This is a genomic window from Acidovorax sp. JMULE5 (assembly GCF_013376875.1).
Taxonomy (GTDB): domain Bacteria; phylum Pseudomonadota; class Gammaproteobacteria; order Burkholderiales; family Burkholderiaceae_C; genus Acidovorax; species Acidovorax facilis.
In genome coordinates this window covers 287710-304795 of record NZ_CP035951.1, presented here as the reverse complement: position 1 = coordinate 304795, position 17086 = coordinate 287710, and the positions used below count along the sequence as shown (strand labels likewise).

General features: G+C 65.4%; 18 protein-coding genes. 5 read left to right on the top strand and 13 right to left on the bottom strand.

What is annotated here, in order from left to right:
• The first annotated feature begins 16 nt into the window (after nt 1–16).
• Nucleotides 17–673, top strand: coding sequence for a 3'-5' exonuclease (locus EXV95_RS01495; RefSeq protein WP_176885550.1), 657 nt, complete (start codon nt 17–19; stop codon nt 671–673).
• Nucleotides 674–768: 95 nt separating this feature from the next.
• Here EXV95_RS01495 and EXV95_RS01490 read toward each other — a convergent pair whose 3' ends face one another.
• The gene (locus EXV95_RS01490) at nt 769–2874 is read right to left on the bottom strand and encodes an NADPH-dependent 2,4-dienoyl-CoA reductase (protein WP_255484878.1); all 2106 of its coding nucleotides are present in this window, start codon (nt 2872–2874) and stop codon (nt 769–771) included.
• A 55-nt stretch (nt 2875–2929) separates the two neighbouring features.
• Here EXV95_RS01490 and EXV95_RS01485 point away from each other — a divergent pair, with 55 nt between their 5' ends.
• Complete coding sequence (locus EXV95_RS01485) at nt 2930–3562, top strand: TetR/AcrR family transcriptional regulator (protein ID WP_176885549.1); 633 nt, start codon at nt 2930–2932, stop codon at nt 3560–3562.
• 9 nt (nt 3563–3571) lie between these two features.
• Here EXV95_RS01485 and EXV95_RS01480 read toward each other — a convergent pair whose 3' ends face one another.
• Nucleotides 3572–3799 (bottom strand): SlyX family protein, encoded by a 228-nt coding sequence (locus EXV95_RS01480; protein ID WP_008906148.1) that lies wholly within the window; start codon nt 3797–3799, stop codon nt 3572–3574.
• Nucleotides 3800–3806: 7 nt separating this feature from the next.
• Nucleotides 3807–4997 (bottom strand): PLP-dependent aminotransferase family protein, encoded by a 1191-nt coding sequence (locus EXV95_RS01475; protein WP_176885548.1) that lies wholly within the window; start codon nt 4995–4997, stop codon nt 3807–3809.
• Between the two features lie 121 nt (nt 4998–5118).
• Between EXV95_RS01475 and EXV95_RS01470 the strand changes: the two genes are divergently transcribed.
• Both EXV95_RS01470 and nth read left to right on the top strand, forming a co-directional pair.
• The gene (locus EXV95_RS01470; protein WP_176885547.1) at nt 5119–5595 is read left to right on the top strand and encodes a GyrI-like domain-containing protein; all 477 of its coding nucleotides are present in this window, start codon (nt 5119–5121) and stop codon (nt 5593–5595) included.
• Nucleotides 5596–5682: 87 nt separating this feature from the next.
• Nucleotides 5683–6321, top strand: a complete 639-nt coding sequence (nth, locus tag EXV95_RS01465) for an endonuclease III (protein WP_176885546.1) — start codon at nt 5683–5685, stop codon at nt 6319–6321.
• A 78-nt stretch (nt 6322–6399) separates the two neighbouring features.
• Here nth and EXV95_RS01460 read toward each other — a convergent pair whose 3' ends face one another.
• From EXV95_RS01460 to EXV95_RS01425, 8 genes are all read right to left on the bottom strand, one after another.
• Nucleotides 6400–6795, bottom strand: coding sequence for a type II toxin-antitoxin system death-on-curing family toxin (locus tag EXV95_RS01460; protein WP_176885545.1), 396 nt, complete (start codon nt 6793–6795; stop codon nt 6400–6402).
• Nucleotides 6792–7016, bottom strand: coding sequence for an AbrB/MazE/SpoVT family DNA-binding domain-containing protein (locus EXV95_RS01455; RefSeq protein WP_176885544.1), 225 nt, complete (start codon nt 7014–7016; stop codon nt 6792–6794). Before EXV95_RS01455 ends, EXV95_RS01460 begins: the two co-directional genes overlap by 4 nt.
• Nucleotides 7017–7069: 53 nt before the next feature.
• Nucleotides 7070–7816, bottom strand: coding sequence for an aspartate/glutamate racemase family protein (locus tag EXV95_RS01450; RefSeq protein WP_176885543.1), 747 nt, complete (start codon nt 7814–7816; stop codon nt 7070–7072).
• A gap of 16 nt (nt 7817–7832) precedes the next feature.
• Nucleotides 7833–8594, bottom strand: a complete 762-nt coding sequence (locus tag EXV95_RS01445) for a GntR family transcriptional regulator (RefSeq protein ID WP_176885542.1) — start codon at nt 8592–8594, stop codon at nt 7833–7835.
• 13 nt (nt 8595–8607) lie between these two features.
• Nucleotides 8608–9495 (bottom strand): ABC transporter permease, encoded by an 888-nt coding sequence (locus tag EXV95_RS01440; RefSeq protein ID WP_176885541.1) that lies wholly within the window; start codon nt 9493–9495, stop codon nt 8608–8610.
• 1 nt (nt 9496) lies between these two features.
• Nucleotides 9497–10411, bottom strand: a complete 915-nt coding sequence (locus EXV95_RS01435; RefSeq protein WP_176885540.1) for an ABC transporter permease — start codon at nt 10409–10411, stop codon at nt 9497–9499.
• Between the two features lie 189 nt (nt 10412–10600).
• Entirely contained in the window at nt 10601–11893 is a 1293-nt protein-coding gene (locus tag EXV95_RS01430; protein ID WP_176885539.1) for a PotD/PotF family extracellular solute-binding protein, read from the bottom strand.
• Between the two features lie 61 nt (nt 11894–11954).
• Nucleotides 11955–13031, bottom strand: a complete 1077-nt coding sequence (locus EXV95_RS01425) for an ABC transporter ATP-binding protein (protein ID WP_176885538.1) — start codon at nt 13029–13031, stop codon at nt 11955–11957.
• Nucleotides 13032–13315: 284 nt separating this feature from the next.
• Between EXV95_RS01425 and EXV95_RS01420 the strand changes: the two genes are divergently transcribed.
• Complete coding sequence (locus EXV95_RS01420; RefSeq protein WP_176888908.1) at nt 13316–14425, top strand: GGDEF domain-containing protein; 1110 nt, start codon at nt 13316–13318, stop codon at nt 14423–14425.
• Between the two features lie 25 nt (nt 14426–14450).
• Here the strand turns inward: EXV95_RS01420 and cobT are convergent, their stop codons facing one another.
• Nucleotides 14451–15524: a nicotinate-nucleotide--dimethylbenzimidazole phosphoribosyltransferase gene (gene cobT, locus EXV95_RS01415; protein ID WP_176885537.1), complete on the bottom strand. Its 1074-nt coding sequence runs from the start codon at nt 15522–15524 to the stop codon at nt 14451–14453.
• A 70-nt stretch (nt 15525–15594) separates the two neighbouring features.
• A complete protein-coding gene (locus EXV95_RS01410; protein WP_176888907.1) occupies nt 15595–17076 on the bottom strand; it encodes a cobyric acid synthase in 1482 nt (493 codons plus the stop codon).
• Nucleotides 17077–17086 lie beyond the last annotated feature (10 nt).

The window sequence follows — 17086 nt, the reverse complement described above, 5'->3', positions numbered from 1 at the left end:
ACGGCACAATGGGCCCATGACGGTATCTCCCCCTTCCCCGCGCCCCCACCCGCCTTCGCGCACCGCCCACCGCAGCACCCCCGACAAAGACCAGATCGCCCTGCTGGAACCTTTCGAGCGCCTGGGCACGGACCGCATCAGCCTCGTTGCCACCCCAGAACAGGCCGACAAGGCCTGTGACGCCCTGGCAGCGGCCAGCGCCTGGGGGTTCGACACCGAATCCAAACCCACCTTTGTGCAGGGCGAACAGTCCGACGGGCCCCACATCGTGCAGCTGGCCACGCTGGAAACCGCCTGGGTGTTCCAGCTGCACGACCCCGGTTGCCGTGCCCGCGTGGCCGAGCTGCTGGCCCTGCGCGGCGTGACCAAGGCGGGCTTTGGGCTGGGGGATGACACCAAACGCATCCAGCACAAACTGGGCGTGCAACCAGCCGATGTGCTGGAGCTCAACACCGTGTTCCGACAGCGTGGTTACCGCAAAGACATGGGCGTGAAAGGCGCCGTGGCCGTGCTGTTCAACAAGCGCTTCATCAAGTCCAAAAAAGCCGCGACATCGAACTGGGCCAACGCCCGGCTGACTGAGGCCCAACTGGTCTACGCAGCCAACGATGCGTGGGCAGCGCTGCGGGTGTTCAACGCGCTGGAGGGCTCTGCCACGCAGCCGGGTGCGTAGCCGGTAGCAGCTATCTACTATCAAAATAATAGCTTCTAGCGCTTACCCATCAAGCGCTAGCGGCCAATTTTGCTAAGATTCTGGCCGCACTCACCTCACAAACGCGCCGCCAGCCTCGCCGCCTGGTCGATAGCACGCTTGGCATCCAGCTCGCCCGCTTCCAGCGCGCCACCAATCCGGTGCGGCTTGTGGCCCGCCGCCTCCAGCTCCTGCGCCAGACTGAAAAGGGGCACCTGCCCGGCGCACAGCACCACGGTATCGCACGCAATCCATGTGGGGTCTTCGCGCTTGTCGCCGTACGACACCAGCAGGCCCTCGTCGGCAATGCGCTCGTAGTTCACGCCGCTCACCATCTGCACCTGTTTCATCTTGAGCGTGGTGCGGTGGATCCAGCCCGTGGTCTTGCCCAGGCCGCCGCCCAGCTTGCCCTTCTTGCGCTGCAGCAGCGTGACCTGCCGTGCGGGGGGGGTGACGCGCGGGCCGCTGGGCGCCAGACCACCGCGCGCCTCGGCCGGGTCGGTGATGCCCCACTCGGCCTTCCAGGCGGGCAGATCGAGCGTGGTGGAAGGGTGGTCGCCATGTGTCAAGAATTCCGCCACGTCAAATCCGATGCCGCCCGCGCCGATGATGGCCACGCGCTCGCCCACCGGCTTGCCATGGCGCAGCACGTCGACGTAGCTCAGCACCTTGGGGTGATCCTGGCCGGGGATCTTCGGGTCGCGTGGCTCCACACCAGTGGCAATCACCACCTCGTCATAGCCCGCCAGGTCGGTGGCCAACACGCGCTGGTTCAGGTGCAATTGCACGCCTGTGTCCTCCACCCGCGTGGCCAGGTAGCGCAGCATTTCGTGGAACTCTTCCTTGCCCGGAATCACCTTGGCCATGTTGAGCTGACCACCGATGGCGGGCGCGGCGTCGAACAGATGCACCTCGTGCCCGCGTTCGGCGGCCACGGTGGCGGCGGTCAGGCCCGCAGGCCCCGCGCCCACCACGGCGATGCGCTTGCGCGAAGAAACCGGGCGGTACACCAGTACGGTCTCGTGGCAAGCGCGCGGGTTCACCAGACAGCTGCTGGTCTTGTTCTGGAACACATGGTCCAGGCACGCTTGGTTGCAGGCGATGCAGGTGTTGATGCGGTCGGCCCGGCCTTGCGCAGCCTTCTTCACAAACGCCGCATCGGCCAGCAGCGGGCGCGCCATCGACACCATGTCGGCGCAGCCATCGGCCAGCACCTGCTCGGCCACCTCGGGCGTGTTGATGCGGTTGGAGGTGACCAGCGGCGTGGCAATGCCCGCCGCCGCAAACTCGGCTTTCATCTTCTGCGTGACCCAGGCAAACGCTGCGCGCGGCACGCTGGTGGCAATAGTGGGCACCCGCGCCTCGTGCCAGCCGATGCCGGTGTTGACGATGTTGGCCCCGCCCGTAGCCACGGCCTTGCCCAAAGTCACGATCTCGTCCCACGCACTGCCGTCGGGCACCAAGTCGATCATCGACAGGCGGTAGATGATGATGAAGTCCGGCCCCACGGCCTCGCGCATGCGGGCCAGGATCTCCACCGGCAAGCGCATGCGGTGGCTGTAGTCACCGCCCCAGGCATCGGTGCGCAGGTTGGTGGTTTGCGAGAGGAACTGGTTGATGAAATAGCCTTCGGAGCCCATCACCTCCACGCCGTCATAGCCTGCCTCGCGCGCCTTCATGGCGCAGTTCACAAACGCGCGGATCTGGCGCTCCACCCCGCGAGCCGACAGCGCAAATGGTGTGAATGGCGAGATGGGCGACTGCAGGCGCGAGGGCGCCACTGCCAGTGGGTGGTAGGCGTAGCGGCCCGTGTGCAGGATCTGCAGCGCGATCTTGCCGCCCGCGCCATGCACCGCGTCCGTCACCACGCGGTGGCGTTTGGCGGCGCCCGAGGTCGCCAGCGTGCCCGCAAACGGCTTGGCCCAACCCGCGATGTTGGGCGCAAAGCCGCCCGTCACGATCAGCCCCACGTCACCCTCGGCCCGTTCGCGAAAGTACGCCGCCATGCGCGAGAGGTCGCGTCCGTCCTCCAGTCCCGTGTGCATGGAGCCCATGAGCACGCGGTTCTTGAGGGTGGTAAAGCCCAGGTCGAGCGGCGCGAGCAGGTGCGGATACAGGGCGGCGCCGGGGTTGGGCAGCGTGGAAGCACCAGGTGCTGGCGCGGCGGTGGCGGAGGAATACATGGTGTCTCGTGGGAGTAGAAGGTTTTTCTAGAACTTTATTCTAGAATCTACTTCCATGGCAAGCCGAATCACCCCCAACCCCTCCACAGCCCCTGCCGAGGCCATCACCGACCGCCGCCAGGACATCCTGAACGCCGCCCTCGCCTGTGCGGCCGAAGGCGGCGTGGACGCGGTGACCATCGACGGCGTGCGTGCGCGCTGCGGGGCCAGCGTGGGCAGCATCTATCACCACTTTGGCAACCGCGACGGCATCGTGGCGGCACTGTTCTTTGACATCTTTCACGACCAGTCGCGCAGCGTGCAGGCGCAGCTCGATGCCGCCCAGGGCGTGGAGGCGGGCGTGTTGGCCCTGGTCACCGGCTATCTGGACTGGGTGGTGGCGCAGCCCGAGCGGGCGCGTTTTCTGTTCCAGGCCCGGGGCGCCGTGGCCGCGGGCCCGCTAACGCCCGACCTGGCCGAGGCAGCGCGGCGCCGCAATCAGGCCCTGGTGGCCTGGTTCGAGCCCCACCGCCGGTCGGGCGCGTTGCGCAACCTGCCGTGCGAGCTGATGCCTTCGCTAGTGATGGGGCCGGTGCAGAGCTATTGCAGGGCGTGGCTGTCAGGCAATGCAGGCCAGGGCGGCCTGCCCTCGCCCACGATGTACCGCGCAGAGCTGGCGGACGCGGCTTGGCGGTCCGTGAAAGCCTAGATCTCTAGATCAGTAATGCGGCGGCAGCTCGTCGCGCAGGTTGCGCGGGCCGTTCGAGCCACCCTCGGGCGCCTGCTGGCGCAGCTGGATGACCTCGTGCGTCAACCGGTCGATCAGTTGCTGCTGCTGGTAGATGGTCATGTTCAGCTGGTCCAGCAGGTCTTCGGTAAAGCTGGCCTTGATCTCCAGGCTTTCGAGACGCTGGAGAACGTTGGCGAGATCGTTGGTGTCGGACATGGAGGCGTCAGATCGCCTGGCCCAGGCGCGCCACGCCTTCGCGGATCTTGTCCACATCGGCCGTGGCGAACGACAGGCGGAACGTGGCGTGGTCAGGGTTAGCGCAGAAAAACGGCGTGCCGGGCACAAAGGCCACGCCCTTTTCAATGGCGCGCTTGGCCAGCACGTTGCCGTCAGCTACCTTGCCGCCTGCGCCGGTGAGGCGCGCCCACACAAACAAGCCGCCCTGGGGCTGCACAAACTCGATGGCGTCCCCCAGCTCCTTGCGCAGCGCATCGCCCATGGCCTGGGCGCGCTCGGCGTACACCTTGCGCACGTTGGCCAGCGTGCCAGGCATGCGGCCGGCCTTGAGGTACTGCGCGGCCGTAGCCTGGGCAAAGGTGCTGGTGTGCGCGTCGCTGAACTGCTTGCACATGGTGGCCTTGCCCAGCAGCTCGGCTGGGGCGATCATCCAGCCCACGCGCAGGCCGGGCGACAGCACCTTGCTCAAGCTGCCGCAGTGCACCAGCAGATCGCGGCCGCCGGGCACGGTGGCCGACAGGTTGAGCAGGCTGGGGGGTGGCGCGTCGCCAAAGTACAGGTCGCCATAAGGATCGTCTTCGACGATCAGCGTGTTGTGCTTGACAGCCATCTCCAGCACGGCCTTTCGGCGCTCCAGGCTGAGCATGGCACCGCTGGGGTTGCCGAAGGTGGGGATCAGGTAGACGAATTTCGGCTTGTGCTCGGCGATGAGCTTTTCCAGCTCGTCGGTCTTCACGCCGTTGCCGTCGATGGGCGCACTGATGAGTTCGGCACCGTAGAGGCGAAAGCACTGGATGGTGGCCAGGAAGGTGGGGCCTTCGACGATGACCTTGTCGCCGGGGCTGATGAGCGTCTTGCCCAGCAGGTCCAGCGCCTGCTGGCTGCCGGTGGTGACGATGAGGTTGTCGGCGGCCACGTCCTTCGCGCCCTTGCTGGCCATGAAGGCCGCCAGTTGCTCGCGCAACGGGTTGTAGCCTTCGGTCGCGCCGTATTGCAGCGCGGCGCCGGGTTCTTCGGCCAAGGCGGCGTTGCTGGCAGCGCGGATGCCTTCCACGTCGAACATCGCGCTGTCGGGGAAGCCGCCCGCAAAGCTGATTATGCCGGGCTTGCCCAGCAGCTTGAAAAGCTCACGGATGGCGGAGGTTTCTACGTTGTTCAGGCGGTCGGCAAATTGCATGGCGTGGACGGAAGATGATTGGCAAAGGATTGCGCATTGTCGCCAATTGCCGTGCAGGTTTCCTGCGGCTTAGACTGCAGGGGCAAAAACCTGGCCGACCGCACAACTACCGAGACTAACTATGCCCCTCAAAATCCGTCAGTTGCCCCGCATGCGCCTTGCCTATATGCGCCAGACAGGCCCATATGGCCCATCGCTCACGCAACTTTGGGAGCGGTTCGGCCGCTGGTGCGAAGCAAATCGTTTGAGCGAGCCACGCCCCAAGTACTACGGCATCAGCCTGGACAACCCCGCATGCACCCCGCCCGCACAATGCCGCTACGACGCCTGCGTGCAGGTGGGCGTGGGGCTGCGCACCGGCACGGAGGCCATGATCCAGGACTTTGCCAGTGGCGACTACGCCTGCCTGCGTTTCGTCGGTACCGGGCCGGAGATTGGCGCAGCCTGGGCCAGCATGATGGCCCCGGGCCAGATCCCCGCAGGCTGGGAAGCTGCCCTCCGGCCCGCCATCGAGGTCTACGACGAAGACTTTGCCGTCAACCCCGCCACCGGCGCGTTCCCCTGCTGGCTGTGCCTGGCGGTGCAGCGCACCCACTGAGGCAGTTCGTTCTAACCCTCGCGAAAACGATGCAGGCGCGGGCGCAGCCCCGCATGCCGCAGTACATAAACGACCCACCCCGCCCCCATGAAGACGTCTGACATCGAGCCTTTCTTTGCCACCTTGAAGGCCGCCAACCCCATGCCCAACACGGAGCTCGAATACACGACGCCGTTCGAACTGCTGGCTGCCGTGCTGCTGTCGGCCCAGGCCACGGACGTGGGCGTGAACAAGGCCACGCGCAAGCTGTTCCCGGTGGCGGGCACGCCGCAGGCCATCCTGGACCTGGGGCTTGAGCGACTGGAAGGCTATGTCAAGACCATCGGCCTGTACCGCACCAAGGCCAAGAACCTGATGGAGACCTGCCGCATTCTGGTGGAGCAGCATGGGGGCCAGGTGCCGCGCACGCGCGAAGCCCTGGAAGCCCTGCCCGGTGTGGGCCGCAAGACGGCCAATGTGGTGCTGAACGTGGCCTTCGGCGAGCCGACCATGGCGGTGGACACGCACATCTTTCGGGTGAGCAACCGCACGGGCCTTGCTCCCGGCAAGAACCCGCTGGCGGTGGAAATGCAGCTGATGAAGCGCGTACCCGCCGAGTATGCGGTGGATTCGCACCACTGGCTCATCCTGCACGGCCGCTACGTGTGCCAGGCACGCAAGCCGCGCTGCTGGGAGTGTGCGGTGAGCAAGTATTGCGACTACCAGCCGAAGACGTTGGCGCCTTGAGCGCAGATTACTTCTATTTTCATAGCTACCAGCACTTGCGAGATAAGTGCAGGAGCTCAAAAATCCTTCAAATTGACATCAACGAGCGGCGGCGTGATCCCGCAGCCAGGCGGCGAAGGCCTCTTCGGTGATGTCGCCTGCGGCGACAGCGAGCATGGTCAACGTGGCGTCCGTCTGGTTGGCCTGCAAACGCAAGCCATTGAGGTAAAGGAACAAGCCTACTGCCAAAAAGGCCGCCCGCTTGTTGCCATCCACGAAAGGATGGTTCTTGGCCAAGCCCACACCATAGCTCGCTGCCAAGGCGGCCGCGTCTGGGGGATTGTCGGCATCCGCATAAGCCACAATGTTCTGCGGCCGCATCAGGGCGGACTCCAGCAAACCTTCATCCCGCATGCCTTCGCGCCCGCCATGAGTGGCCAGGCTCTCGCCGTGGAGCAGAACCAGCGCCTGCTTGCTAACCCAGCGCCAGCTCATTTGGCCAGCTGATGAAAGGTATCCCGAAAGTCGTGCATGAACTCACGGCCGGCCTTGATTTCCTCTTCGAGGGTGGGGTCGTAGGGTGTCAAGGCATAGCCTTCGGGCGTTTCCGTAAGAAAGATCGATTCGCCTTTGCTTAGCTTCAGGCGCGCCAGGGCTTCTTTGGGCAGGACAACGCCCACAGAGTTTCCGATCTGGGTGAGCTTGAGCATGTGCATGGAAAACCTCCTAGTAATTACAAACGTAATACTAGACTTTCCACCACCCCGGGTCAAACCACCCCGGCCACTCCCAGCGCTGCCATCTCCCCCGACACCCCTGCCCACGCCACATCGAATCCAGGCACTTTGCGCTCTGGAGGCACGGGGTGCGCACGCAGCGCCCAGGTGGCACCAGCCACCACACTATCGATCACCGGTACCGTCACCTGCGGCTGCACCAGAGCAGCCATGCCGGCCAGCCCCGCCCCGCCCAGGATGACGGCCTGCACACCCATTTGCCGCACCACGTCACGGCAGGCCTGGGCGAGCAGCGTGCGGGCGGCTTCGGGATCGGCGGCCAGCTGAGCGCCGGTGGGTGCCACGGTGTGGATTCCAGCCAGCGCGTGCGCGTGGCCCAGCGCCTGTGCCAGGCGCTGCAGCATGGGCCCCCAGCGCTCGCCGCCCGTAACGATGGCATAGCGCCCGTGGCGAGCGGCTTCGATGAAAGATGCTTCGGCCAGCCCAGTCACAGGCACGGGGCTGCTTTCGCGCAGCGCCATGAGGCCCGGGTCGCCAAAACAGCCTATCAGCACGGCATCAGGCTGCGGCTGGTGTTGTGACAGTTCATTCGCCCAGGCATCCAGCGCGGCGTGGGCCGCCACTGCATAGCTGGCCTCGCAGGCGATGTAGGGGGCGCCGAAACGCGCCGTGGCTGTGCGCACCGCTACATGCAAGCCCGCAGCAGCCTGCACATGCCGCTGAAGCAAGGCGCTGACGCTGGCCGATGTATTGGGGTTGATGACGAGCAGTTGGCGCATAACAAGGTGGCAGGATTCAGGCTCCCAGCAATTGCGCCAGGTCGGGCGCGTCGGCAGCCAGTGGCGTGAACTCCAGCTGAGTTTCAATGCGTGCCAAATGCGTCAGCATGAGGCGCGCGGCCTCGCGCGCATCGCGTAGGCGGATCGCATCAATCAACGCACGGTGCTCGCGGCAACCGCAGGCGGTGGCCTCTTCGCGTTCGCGCGCGTGACTGGGGCTGTAGGTCATCAGGATGAGCGATGTGCGCGACACCAGCTCGCGCAGGATGCGCCCCAGCGTCTGGTGCCCGGCCGCCTGCGCGATGTGCAGGTGAAAGTCGCCCGACAGGCGGATGGCACGGCGCATGTCGCCACTGGCGCGGGCGGCCTCTTCGTCGTCGATGCAGGTGCGCAGCGCGGCGATGTCGGCGTCGGTGGCGTTGGCAATGAACAGCTCCACCAGGCGCGGCTCCAGCAGGCGGCGGGCTTCAAAGACTTCCAGCGCCTCTTGCGGCGTGGGCTGGGCAATGGATGCGCCCCGGTTGGGTGTGAGCGTAACGACCTGCTCGTTGGCCAGCCGCACCAGCACAGGCCGCACCCGCGTGCGCGACACGCCAAAGGCAGCCGCCAGCTTGTCCTCCACCAGTTTGGTGCCGGGGGGCAGGCGGTGATCGAGGATGGCCGAGACCATGCGGTCGTACATGTCGTTGTCGCTGAGCTGGCCTGGGGCCTCGGGCGCAACAGTCGGTGCGGTGGCTGCAGCGCGTGCGCGCCGAGGCCTGGGAATAGTGGTCGTCATAAGGGTGCCGTTTTTAACCCGTGCGGCCCTTGCGCCTGCGGCCCAAGGCCCACACCAGCGCCAGCGTGATACCCATGACAACGAAGGAGACCACGGTGGTCAGCGTTCCCAGTGCGTAGATGGAGGGAGTGGTCACCGTGCTGGTGAGGCCCTGCAGCTCCAGCGGAAGCGTGTTCACGTCGCCAATGGCCTGCGAGGTGCGGGCAATCTCATCCCAGCTGAGCGTGAAGCCGAACATGCCAATGCCCACCACCGAGGGCGCAATCAACGGCAGCACCACGTGCGCAAAGCCCTGCCAGGGCGTGGCACCCAGGTCGCGCGCCGCCTCTTCGTACGCGGGGTTGAAGCGGTTGAACACGGCAAACATGATGAGCAGGCCGAACGGCAAGGTCCAGGTCAGGTGCGCACCGAGGGCCGAGGTGAACAGGCCCAGCGAGGTGCCATAACCCTCCAGCGTGCTCTCCAAGCCCATCCACTCCAGCGCGGCCTTGATGCCGTTGTCGATGAGCCGGAACTCCAGCCCGATGCCCAGCGAGACGATGATGGACGGCATGATGAGGCTGGCCACCACGATGAAGAACAGCGTGTTGCCACCGGGCAGCCGCTTGCGGAACGCCAGCCCGGCCAACACCGACAGCACCACCGTGCACAACATCACCGCCAGGCCCAGGCCCAGCGAGCGCCACAGCGCAGCGCCGATGTCCACCACGCCCAACCCTTCGGCCAGCTTGGTGAACCAGTGCAGCGACACGCCGCGCATGGGGAAGGTCAGCCCGCCCTCGGGGCCCTGGAAGCTCAGGATGAAGATGACGAACATGGGGCCGTACATGAACAGCACGAACAGCGCAAAAAAGATGGCCAGGGGCCAGAAGCTGGCGGGACGAGATTCACGGACTTTCATCTCACAGCTCCTTGCGAATGTCGACGAGGCGCGTGAGGCCCCAGATGATCATCAGCACCACGGCCAGCAGGATCACGGCATTGGCCGCTGCCAACGGAAACTGCAGGTAAGACGTCTGCACCTGGATGATCTTGCCAATCGACGCGATCTGCTGGCCGCCCATCACCCCGATGGTCACGAAGTCGCCCATGACGATGGTGATGACAAAGATCGAGCCGATGATGATGCCAGTGCGCGAGAGCGGAACAATCACGTTCCACAGCGTCTGCCAGCCACTCGCGCCACTGTCGCTGGCGGCTTCGATCAGGCTGCGGTCGATGCGCATCATGCTGTTGAAGATGGGCACGATCATGAACATGGTGTAGAGGTGCACAAAGGCCAGCACCACCGAGAAGTCCGAGAACAGCAGCCACTCGATGGGCGTCTCGATGAGGTTCATGCCCACCAAGGTTTGGTTCACCAAGCCGTTGCGCCCCAGCAGCGGCACCCACGAAATCATCCGGATCACATTGGATGTCCAGAACGGAATCGTGCACAGCACGAACAGCAGCGTTTGCATGCCCGAGGAGCGCACATGGAAGGCCAAAAAATAGGCCACGGTGAAGCCGATCACCAGCGTGATGAGCCACACCAGAAAACTGAACTTGAGCGTGGAGTAATACGTCTTGAGCGTGACGCACAGGCCGTCCGACGCATCGCCACAGCCCGCGAAGATCGACACGTAGTTCTTGAGCGTGAAGCCGGGCAGCAACTCGTACTCGTTGAAGTCCCAGAAGCTGACCATCACGATCAGCGCCAGCGGAATCAGGAAGAACAGCCCAAACACCAGCGTGAAAGGCGCAGCCTGCCACCAGGCGGCAATGCGGCGGCCAGGAACGGCGGCAGCAGGTAAGGACGGTGTGGTGATCGTGCTCATGGTGTTTGCAAACAATCGGTATCAGGTATCCGCAGCTCGGCGTTTCATCTCAATCCTTGAAACTGGCGCGGCCAAAGGCCAGTGCCCTCGTGCAAGGGCCGCCCCGCCGCACCGGGGGCGTCCCCCTCCCGACCCGCGCAGCGGGTCGAGAGAGGGGGAAGGCGCGCAGCGCCTCAGGGGGTGCAACCTCTACGCCGCCACGAACTCATTCCATTTTTGGACCATGTAGTTGTTCTCATCCATCAGCGCGTTCCAGCAAGCGATGCCGCCCATGCGCGACTCGTAGCTGCCGCCGTCGCGCACCGCGCCAGCCTTGGCCAGCACATCGCCATTGGGGCTCTTGATGTCCTGCGTGGCAGGCTTGCCTTCCATCCAGTAGGCCCACTCGTAGGCTTCCATCTTGGACTTGGCGGTCTCCAGCACTGCGCTGTAGTAGCCCTGGCGGTTCAGGTAGGCACCGGCCCAGCCATCGAGGAACCAGTTGATGAACTCGTAAGCGCCATCGAGCTTGCGGCCGCTCAGCGTGGCGGGCAGGCCAAACCCTGCAGCCCAGGCGCGATAGCCTTCCTTCAAGGGCTGGAAGTTGCAGGCGATGCCCTTGGTGCGCACGGCCGTCACAGCCGGGCTCCACATCGACTGGATCACCACCTCGCCCGATGCCATGAGATTGACCGACTCGTTGAAGTCCTTCCACAGCGCGCGGAACTGGCCCTGCTTCTTGGCTTCGATCAGGGTCTTGATCGTGAGGTCAATCTCCTTCTTGGTCATGTTGCCCTTGTCGGGGTACTTGTAGATGCCCATGGCCTCGACCACCATGGCGGCGTCCATGATGCCGATCGAAGGAATATTCAGGATCGCGGTCTTGCCCTTGAACTCAGGGTTGAGCAGCTCGGCCCAGGAGTTGATGGGGCGCTTGATCAAATCGGGGCGGATGCCCAGGGTGTCGGCGTTGTACACGGTGGGGATCAGGCTCATGAACTGCGTGGGCGCAGTCGCGAATTTCTTGGACTTCTCACCTTCCAGGTAGATCACTTTCTTGGGCGCGGTGCCCTGGTCGCCCACGGCCTTGCCCGCCACCATGCCGGTGGTGAACAGCGTGGTGATCTTGTCGGCGTTCTTGATCTTCTTGGTATCGATGCCCTTGAGGTTGCCCGTGGGCACGATCTTCTTGAGCGAGAAGTACTCGGTGTCGATCAGGTCAAAGCTGTTGGGCGCGGTGACGGCGCGCTTGGTCACGTCGTCTGTGGTCACGGCCACGTACTGGATCTCGATGCCGGTGTCGGCCTTGAACTTCTCGGCAATCGCCTTGTCCTGGTTCACCGCCGTGCCCAAGTAGCGCAGCACGATCTTCTCTTGCGCATGCACGGCCGGGAACATGCCAGCGGCCAGGATGCCCGCCGTGCCCTTGAGCAGCGAGCGGCGCGCCACACCAGTGGCTTCAGGGACAACAACAGGGGAATCAGCACGGGAAGCATCGGACATGGGAAAACTCCTTGGGTTGCGGAAGGGGACGGGTGAAAAAAGAGGAGGCGTGGCGACGCGGTCAGGCGGCTACGGCCATTGCGGGAGCGGGAGCAGGCATGGACAGCGGGTGCGCCTGGTCAGGTGTCCAATGCAGTTGCACGCCCTGCCCCACCTGGTAGGGCTGCGCGGCAAAGGCGGCTTCAGACACCATCACCGAGTACGCCGCCGTGGCGTTGGCCGACAGGGCCACGCCCTGCTTTTGCAAGCCCACCAGCACGTAGGTGCCCTGGTACTCCACGTCGGTCACCACGGCCTGCATGCGCTGGGCACCCCAGGGCAGCTCGGCACTGGCGAGGGCAATCTGCAGGTGGTCGGTGCGCACGCCCACCTTGCCTTCGGGCGTGTCGATCACGTTGTGCCCGCCCATGAAGCGCGCCACGAATTCGCTGGCGGGCCGGTTGTAGACCTCGTGCGGGCTGCCCACCTGCTCGATCACACCGTGGTTCATCACCACCATGGTGTCGGCCAGGGCCATAGCCTCTTCCTGGCTGTGGGTCACATGGATAAACGTCAGGCCCAGCTCTTTTTGCCAGCGGCGCAGCTCGGCACGCATCTGGATGCGCAGGAAGGGGTCGAGCGCGGACAGCGGCTCGTCGAGCAGCAGCACACGCGGCTGGGTGATGAGGGCCCGCGCCAGCGCCACACGCTGCTGCTGCCCGCCGGAGAGTTCTGCGGGCTTGCGCTCGGCCAGGTGCCCCAGGGCCACGCGCTCCAGCAGGTCGCGCGCCTTGGCCTGGCGTTCGGCCTTGGCCACGCCTTTCATCTTCAGGCTGAAGGCCACGTTGTCCAGCGCAGAGAGGTGCGGAAACAGCGCAAAGCTCTGGAACATCATGGCCGTGCCGCGTGCAGCGGCAGGCAGGTCGGTGATGTTGCGGTTCTCCAGCAGGATGTCGCCGCTGGTCACCGACTCATGCCCTGCGATCATGCGCAGCGTGGTGCTCTTGCCGCAGCCCGAGGGGCCCAGCAGGCAGCAGTAGCTCCCGCTGGCAATGCGCAGGTTGATCGCATCCACCGCCGGCTTGCCCTGGGCGTAGCGTTTGGTGAGGGCGACGATCTCGATGGCGGCCGGAGTCGGCTCGGGGGTGAGGCTTTGCATGAACTTGCCGTACGCAAAGCCTGTGCCAACTTTGTACACAATGTTTTATTTGTTTTGCATACAAAATGCACCAGCACTGTGCGCGGTCGCACCTGCACCAAAGCGCTTGTGCACCACAGTCGGCCCAGACGCAGCTCGTTATGGTGCACACGGTGCACTGCGGGATTTAGTAAATCACCCTACGTCCGCACGCAGGTGCGTGGCTATACTGGCCTCGGCATCAAGAAACAATTTCTTACGTACAGCCCTTCCGCGCTCGCCGCATGAACCTCGACCCACGCTCGATGATTGCTATGGCGGGCTTCATGTCCGCCATCATGGCCATCGTGCTGCTGTTCATGCGGCGCTACTACCCGCCCTCCATCCGCGGCGTGGGCGCCTGGGCCGCAGCGCCGCTGCTGTGGCTGGTGTCCACCGTGCTGTTCGGCGCGCGCGGGCTCATTCCGGACTGGCTCAGCCTGGTGCTCGCCAACCAACTACTGGTGCTGGGCACCGTCACCTACTACATGGGCACGCGCAGCTTCATGGGGCAGCCTGCCGTCTGGCGGCCCTGGAACTGGCTGATGGTGGGCACCACCCTGGTGTTCATCGTGCTCACTTACTGGATGCCGCACTACGCACTGCGGGTGGGTTTTTTCACGGTGGTCATGGAGGTGATCTACATCGCACAGATGCGCTTCATGCTGCGCCACGGTGGGCGCAACTTCCCCGTGCGGCTGGTGGAGGTGGTGCTGGCCCTGCACGTGGCGGTGCTGGCCGCGCGGCTGATCTCGATCGTGACCGGGAATGCCGGTGCCGACCTGATGGAGCCTTCACTGTTCCAGACGCTGTACATCGGGGCCTATGTGATCACAGTGCTCATGCTGTCCATCGGTGCGGTGCTCATGGCCACCGACCGCCTGCGTACCGAGCTGGAACACCTGGCCACCCACGACTCCCTCACCAACACACTGAACCGCCGCGCCCTGCTGCAGCGCTGCGATGAAGAGCTGGAGCGCGCACAGCGCTACGGCAAAGGGCCGTCCATCATGATGGTGGACCTGGACAACTTCAAGGCCGTGAACGACACCCGGGGCCACCAGCATGGCGATGCGGTGCTGGTGCATTTTGCAGAATGCACCCGCCAGGTGCTGCGCCGCGCGGATAGGCTGGGGCGCTACGGCGGCGAGGAGTTTTTGGTGCTGCTACCCGACGCAGACACTGCCGCCGCCCAGGGCGTGGCCCAGCGCATCCACGCCACGCTGTCCGCCGGACATCCCCTGGACTGCGAGGTCAGCATCGGGCTGACCAGCTGGACCGGCCCCCACGAAACGCTGGATGCCATGCTGTCGCGTGCCGATGCGGCGCTATACCGCGCCAAGAACGAGGGGCGCAACCGGACCTGCGTCGCTTGATACGACGCAGGAAAGTCCAACGGTGTCATGCCGTCTGCGTGGCCACACCGGCCGATTCAAAGCTCGCCATTTCCGCCAGCACCGCGCAGGCCGACTGCAACAGCGGCCACGCCAACGCAGCGCCTGAACCCTCGCCCAGGCGCAGGCCCAGGTCCAGCAGCGGTTCGGCCTGCATTTGCGCCAGCATGAGGCTGTGGCCGCGCTCGCCCGAGCGGTGCGCAAACACGCAGCGCTGCAGCACCGCAGGCTGCAGACGGCTGGCCACCAGCACGGCAGCGCTGGTGATGAAGCCATCCACCACAATCACGCGCCGCTCCAGGGCTGCCTGCAACACAGCGCCCACCAGCGTGGCCACCTCATAGCCGCCCAACGCGGCCAATGCGGCCAGTGGCGTGGTGGCCTCGGCATTCGCGTCCAGCGCCTGCTGCAGCACGGCGCGTTTGCGCTCGATGCCTGCAGCATCCAGGCCCGTGCCCGCGCCTGTGACGTCCGCCAGGGGCAGGCCCGCCAGGCGCGCCAGCAGCAGCGATGCCACCGAGGTGTTGGCAATGCCCATCTCGCCGAGCAGCAGTGCATTGCCGGGCAAGGCGCGCACCACCTCTACACCGTGGGTGATCGCTTGAGCGCATTGCTCCGCAGTCATGGCTGGGCCGGCCGACGCGTCGGCCGTGCCGGGCGCCACCTTGCGCAGCAGCAACTGGGGCGCGCCCGGGGCGGCGGCATCGCGCGGCGCGATGGGCTTGGCCACGCCGCAGTCCACCACGGTGAGGGCCAGGCCGTGTTGGCGAGCCAGCACGCTCACGGCAGCGCCACCGGCCAGAAAGTTCTCCACCATCTGCCAGGTCACGTCACTGGGGAAGGCCGACACCCCCTTGGCCGCCAGGCCATGGTCGCCCGCGCACACCAGCATCTGCGGCTGCAGCAGCGCGGGGGCCTCGGTGCCCAGCACCTGGCCGATGCGCAGGGCCAGCGACTCCAGCCGACCCAGTGAACCGAGTGGTTTGGTCTTGTTGTCGAGCAGGTGCTGCAGACGAGCGGTCAACGGAGCGTCGGAAATATCGGCGATGGCGGGGACGGTGAACTGGGCCAGGGAGTGCATGGTGTGTGAGACAACAGAATGAAAAAGGAAAAAGAAAACAGGAAGGGCTGAAGGCCGTGGGCAACAGCACTTAGGCGGTGGCCGGATCTGGGGCGATCAGCGCCCGCAACGCACCAGGGGCAAAACTGGCCTCTGCCACGCGGGCCAAACCGTCAAACACCGCATCGAGCGTGGGCACGGGCGCCGCACCCACGCGGCCAAACAGGGCCTGCAGCGCAGCAGGGTCTTCCAGCAAGCCATGTAGGTACACGCCCAGCACGTTGCCCGCCGGGTTCTGCCAAGCGATGCCGGGGATAACCTCGCGCGCCACATCGCCCTTGGCAGCCATGGCCGGGTGCTGGGCGGTTTGTCCGTGGTGGATTTCGTAGCCTGTGGCGTACACACCCGCCAGCGCGGCCCAGGCACCCCACACCGCGCCAAACTGCGCCTGGGTGCGTTGCACGGTCTTGGCAACCTCGAAGGTGGTGACCAGCGGCAGCAGGCCCAGGCCCGGCGCATTGCCGTCGATACCCGCTGTGTCAATCAGCGCCTCGCCCAGCATCTGCAGGCCGCCACACACGCCCAGCACCGTGCCGCCTTGCCCCGCGTGATGGGCAATGGCCTGGTCCAACCCTTGCGCGCGCAGCCAGGCCAAGTCGGCAGCGGTGGCCTTGGAGCCGGGCAGCACCACCCAGTCGGAGGGCTTGAGGCCGCCCAGGTCCGCCGGGCTGCGCGCCCACAGCAGGCGCACGCCGGGCACGTTCTTGAGCGGCTGAAACTCGTCCAGGTTGCTGATGCGCGGGTAGGCCACCACAGCCACCGTGGTGTGCACGGCGCCCGCCGACAAGGTGCGGTCATCAAACACGCCGTCTTCTTCGGGCAAGCCATGGCGCCAGTGCATGGGGATGGTGGCCACGGTGGGCACACCGGTGAGGTCTTGCAGCATCTGCGGCGCAGGCGCCAGCAGGCTGGCATCGCCGCGAAACTTGTTGAGCACAAAGCCATGGATCAGCGCGCGCTCTTCCTCGGGCAGCAGCGCCCAGGTGCCGTACAGGTGGGCAAAGGCACCGCCCCGGTCGATGTCCGTCACCAGCAGGCAGCGTGCATCGGCATGGCGGGCCACGCGCATGTTGACGATGTCGCTGGCGTGCAGGTTGATCTCTGCAGGCGAGCCTGCACCTTCGATAACGACCACATCGTTTTCGGCACGCAGTGCATCGAGGGCAGCCGCGATCTGCGGCCACACCTTTTCGCTGCGGCCGCGCCAGGGCATGGCGGTCAGCTCTGCGCTCACCTGTCCCATCAGCACGACCTGGCTGTGCGTGTCGGCCTCGGGCTTGAGCAGCAGCGGGTTCATGCGCACCTCAGGCTCGGCACGCGCAGCCAGGGCCTGGAAATACTGGGCGCTGCCGATTTCACCCATCACACCCGCAGGGCCAGGCACCACACGTGCGTTGTTGCTCATGTTCTGCGCCTTGAACGGAGCAACCTTCAGACCCTGGTTGCTGTAGTAGCGGCACAGCGCCGTGGTGAGCCAGCTTTTGCCGGCGCCGCTGGTGGTGCCCAGCACCATCACGCAGCGG

Excerpts from the sequence above, each read along its gene's own strand:
- EXV95_RS01495 (WP_176885550.1), top strand. The coding sequence starts at position 17 with ATGACGGTATCTCCCCCTTCCCCGCGCCCCCACCCGCCTTCGCGCACC.
- EXV95_RS01490 (WP_255484878.1), bottom strand. The coding sequence starts at position 2,874 with ATGTATTCCTCCGCCACCGCCGCGCCAGCACCTGGTGCTTCCACGCTG.
- EXV95_RS01485 (WP_176885549.1), top strand. The coding sequence starts at position 2,930 with ATGGCAAGCCGAATCACCCCCAACCCCTCCACAGCCCCTGCCGAGGCC.
- EXV95_RS01480 (WP_008906148.1), bottom strand. The coding sequence starts at position 3,799 with ATGTCCGACACCAACGATCTCGCCAACGTTCTCCAGCGTCTCGAAAGC.
- EXV95_RS01475 (WP_176885548.1), bottom strand. The coding sequence starts at position 4,997 with ATGCAATTTGCCGACCGCCTGAACAACGTAGAAACCTCCGCCATCCGT.
- EXV95_RS01470 (WP_176885547.1), top strand. The coding sequence starts at position 5,119 with ATGCCCCTCAAAATCCGTCAGTTGCCCCGCATGCGCCTTGCCTATATG.
- nth (WP_176885546.1), top strand. The coding sequence starts at position 5,683 with ATGAAGACGTCTGACATCGAGCCTTTCTTTGCCACCTTGAAGGCCGCC.
- EXV95_RS01460 (WP_176885545.1), bottom strand. The coding sequence starts at position 6,795 with ATGAGCTGGCGCTGGGTTAGCAAGCAGGCGCTGGTTCTGCTCCACGGC.
- EXV95_RS01455 (WP_176885544.1), bottom strand. The coding sequence starts at position 7,016 with ATGCACATGCTCAAGCTCACCCAGATCGGAAACTCTGTGGGCGTTGTC.
- EXV95_RS01450 (WP_176885543.1), bottom strand. The coding sequence starts at position 7,816 with ATGCGCCAACTGCTCGTCATCAACCCCAATACATCGGCCAGCGTCAGC.
- EXV95_RS01445 (WP_176885542.1), bottom strand. The coding sequence starts at position 8,594 with ATGACGACCACTATTCCCAGGCCTCGGCGCGCACGCGCTGCAGCCACC.
- EXV95_RS01440 (WP_176885541.1), bottom strand. The coding sequence starts at position 9,495 with ATGAAAGTCCGTGAATCTCGTCCCGCCAGCTTCTGGCCCCTGGCCATC.
- EXV95_RS01435 (WP_176885540.1), bottom strand. The coding sequence starts at position 10,411 with ATGAGCACGATCACCACACCGTCCTTACCTGCTGCCGCCGTTCCTGGC.
- EXV95_RS01430 (WP_176885539.1), bottom strand. The coding sequence starts at position 11,893 with ATGTCCGATGCTTCCCGTGCTGATTCCCCTGTTGTTGTCCCTGAAGCC.
- EXV95_RS01425 (WP_176885538.1), bottom strand. The coding sequence starts at position 13,031 with ATGCAAAGCCTCACCCCCGAGCCGACTCCGGCCGCCATCGAGATCGTC.
- EXV95_RS01420 (WP_176888908.1), top strand. The coding sequence starts at position 13,316 with ATGATTGCTATGGCGGGCTTCATGTCCGCCATCATGGCCATCGTGCTG.
- cobT (WP_176885537.1), bottom strand. The coding sequence starts at position 15,524 with ATGCACTCCCTGGCCCAGTTCACCGTCCCCGCCATCGCCGATATTTCC.
- EXV95_RS01410 (WP_176888907.1), bottom strand. The coding sequence starts at position 17,076 with ATGGTGCTGGGCACCACCAGCGGCGCCGGCAAAAGCTGGCTCACCACG.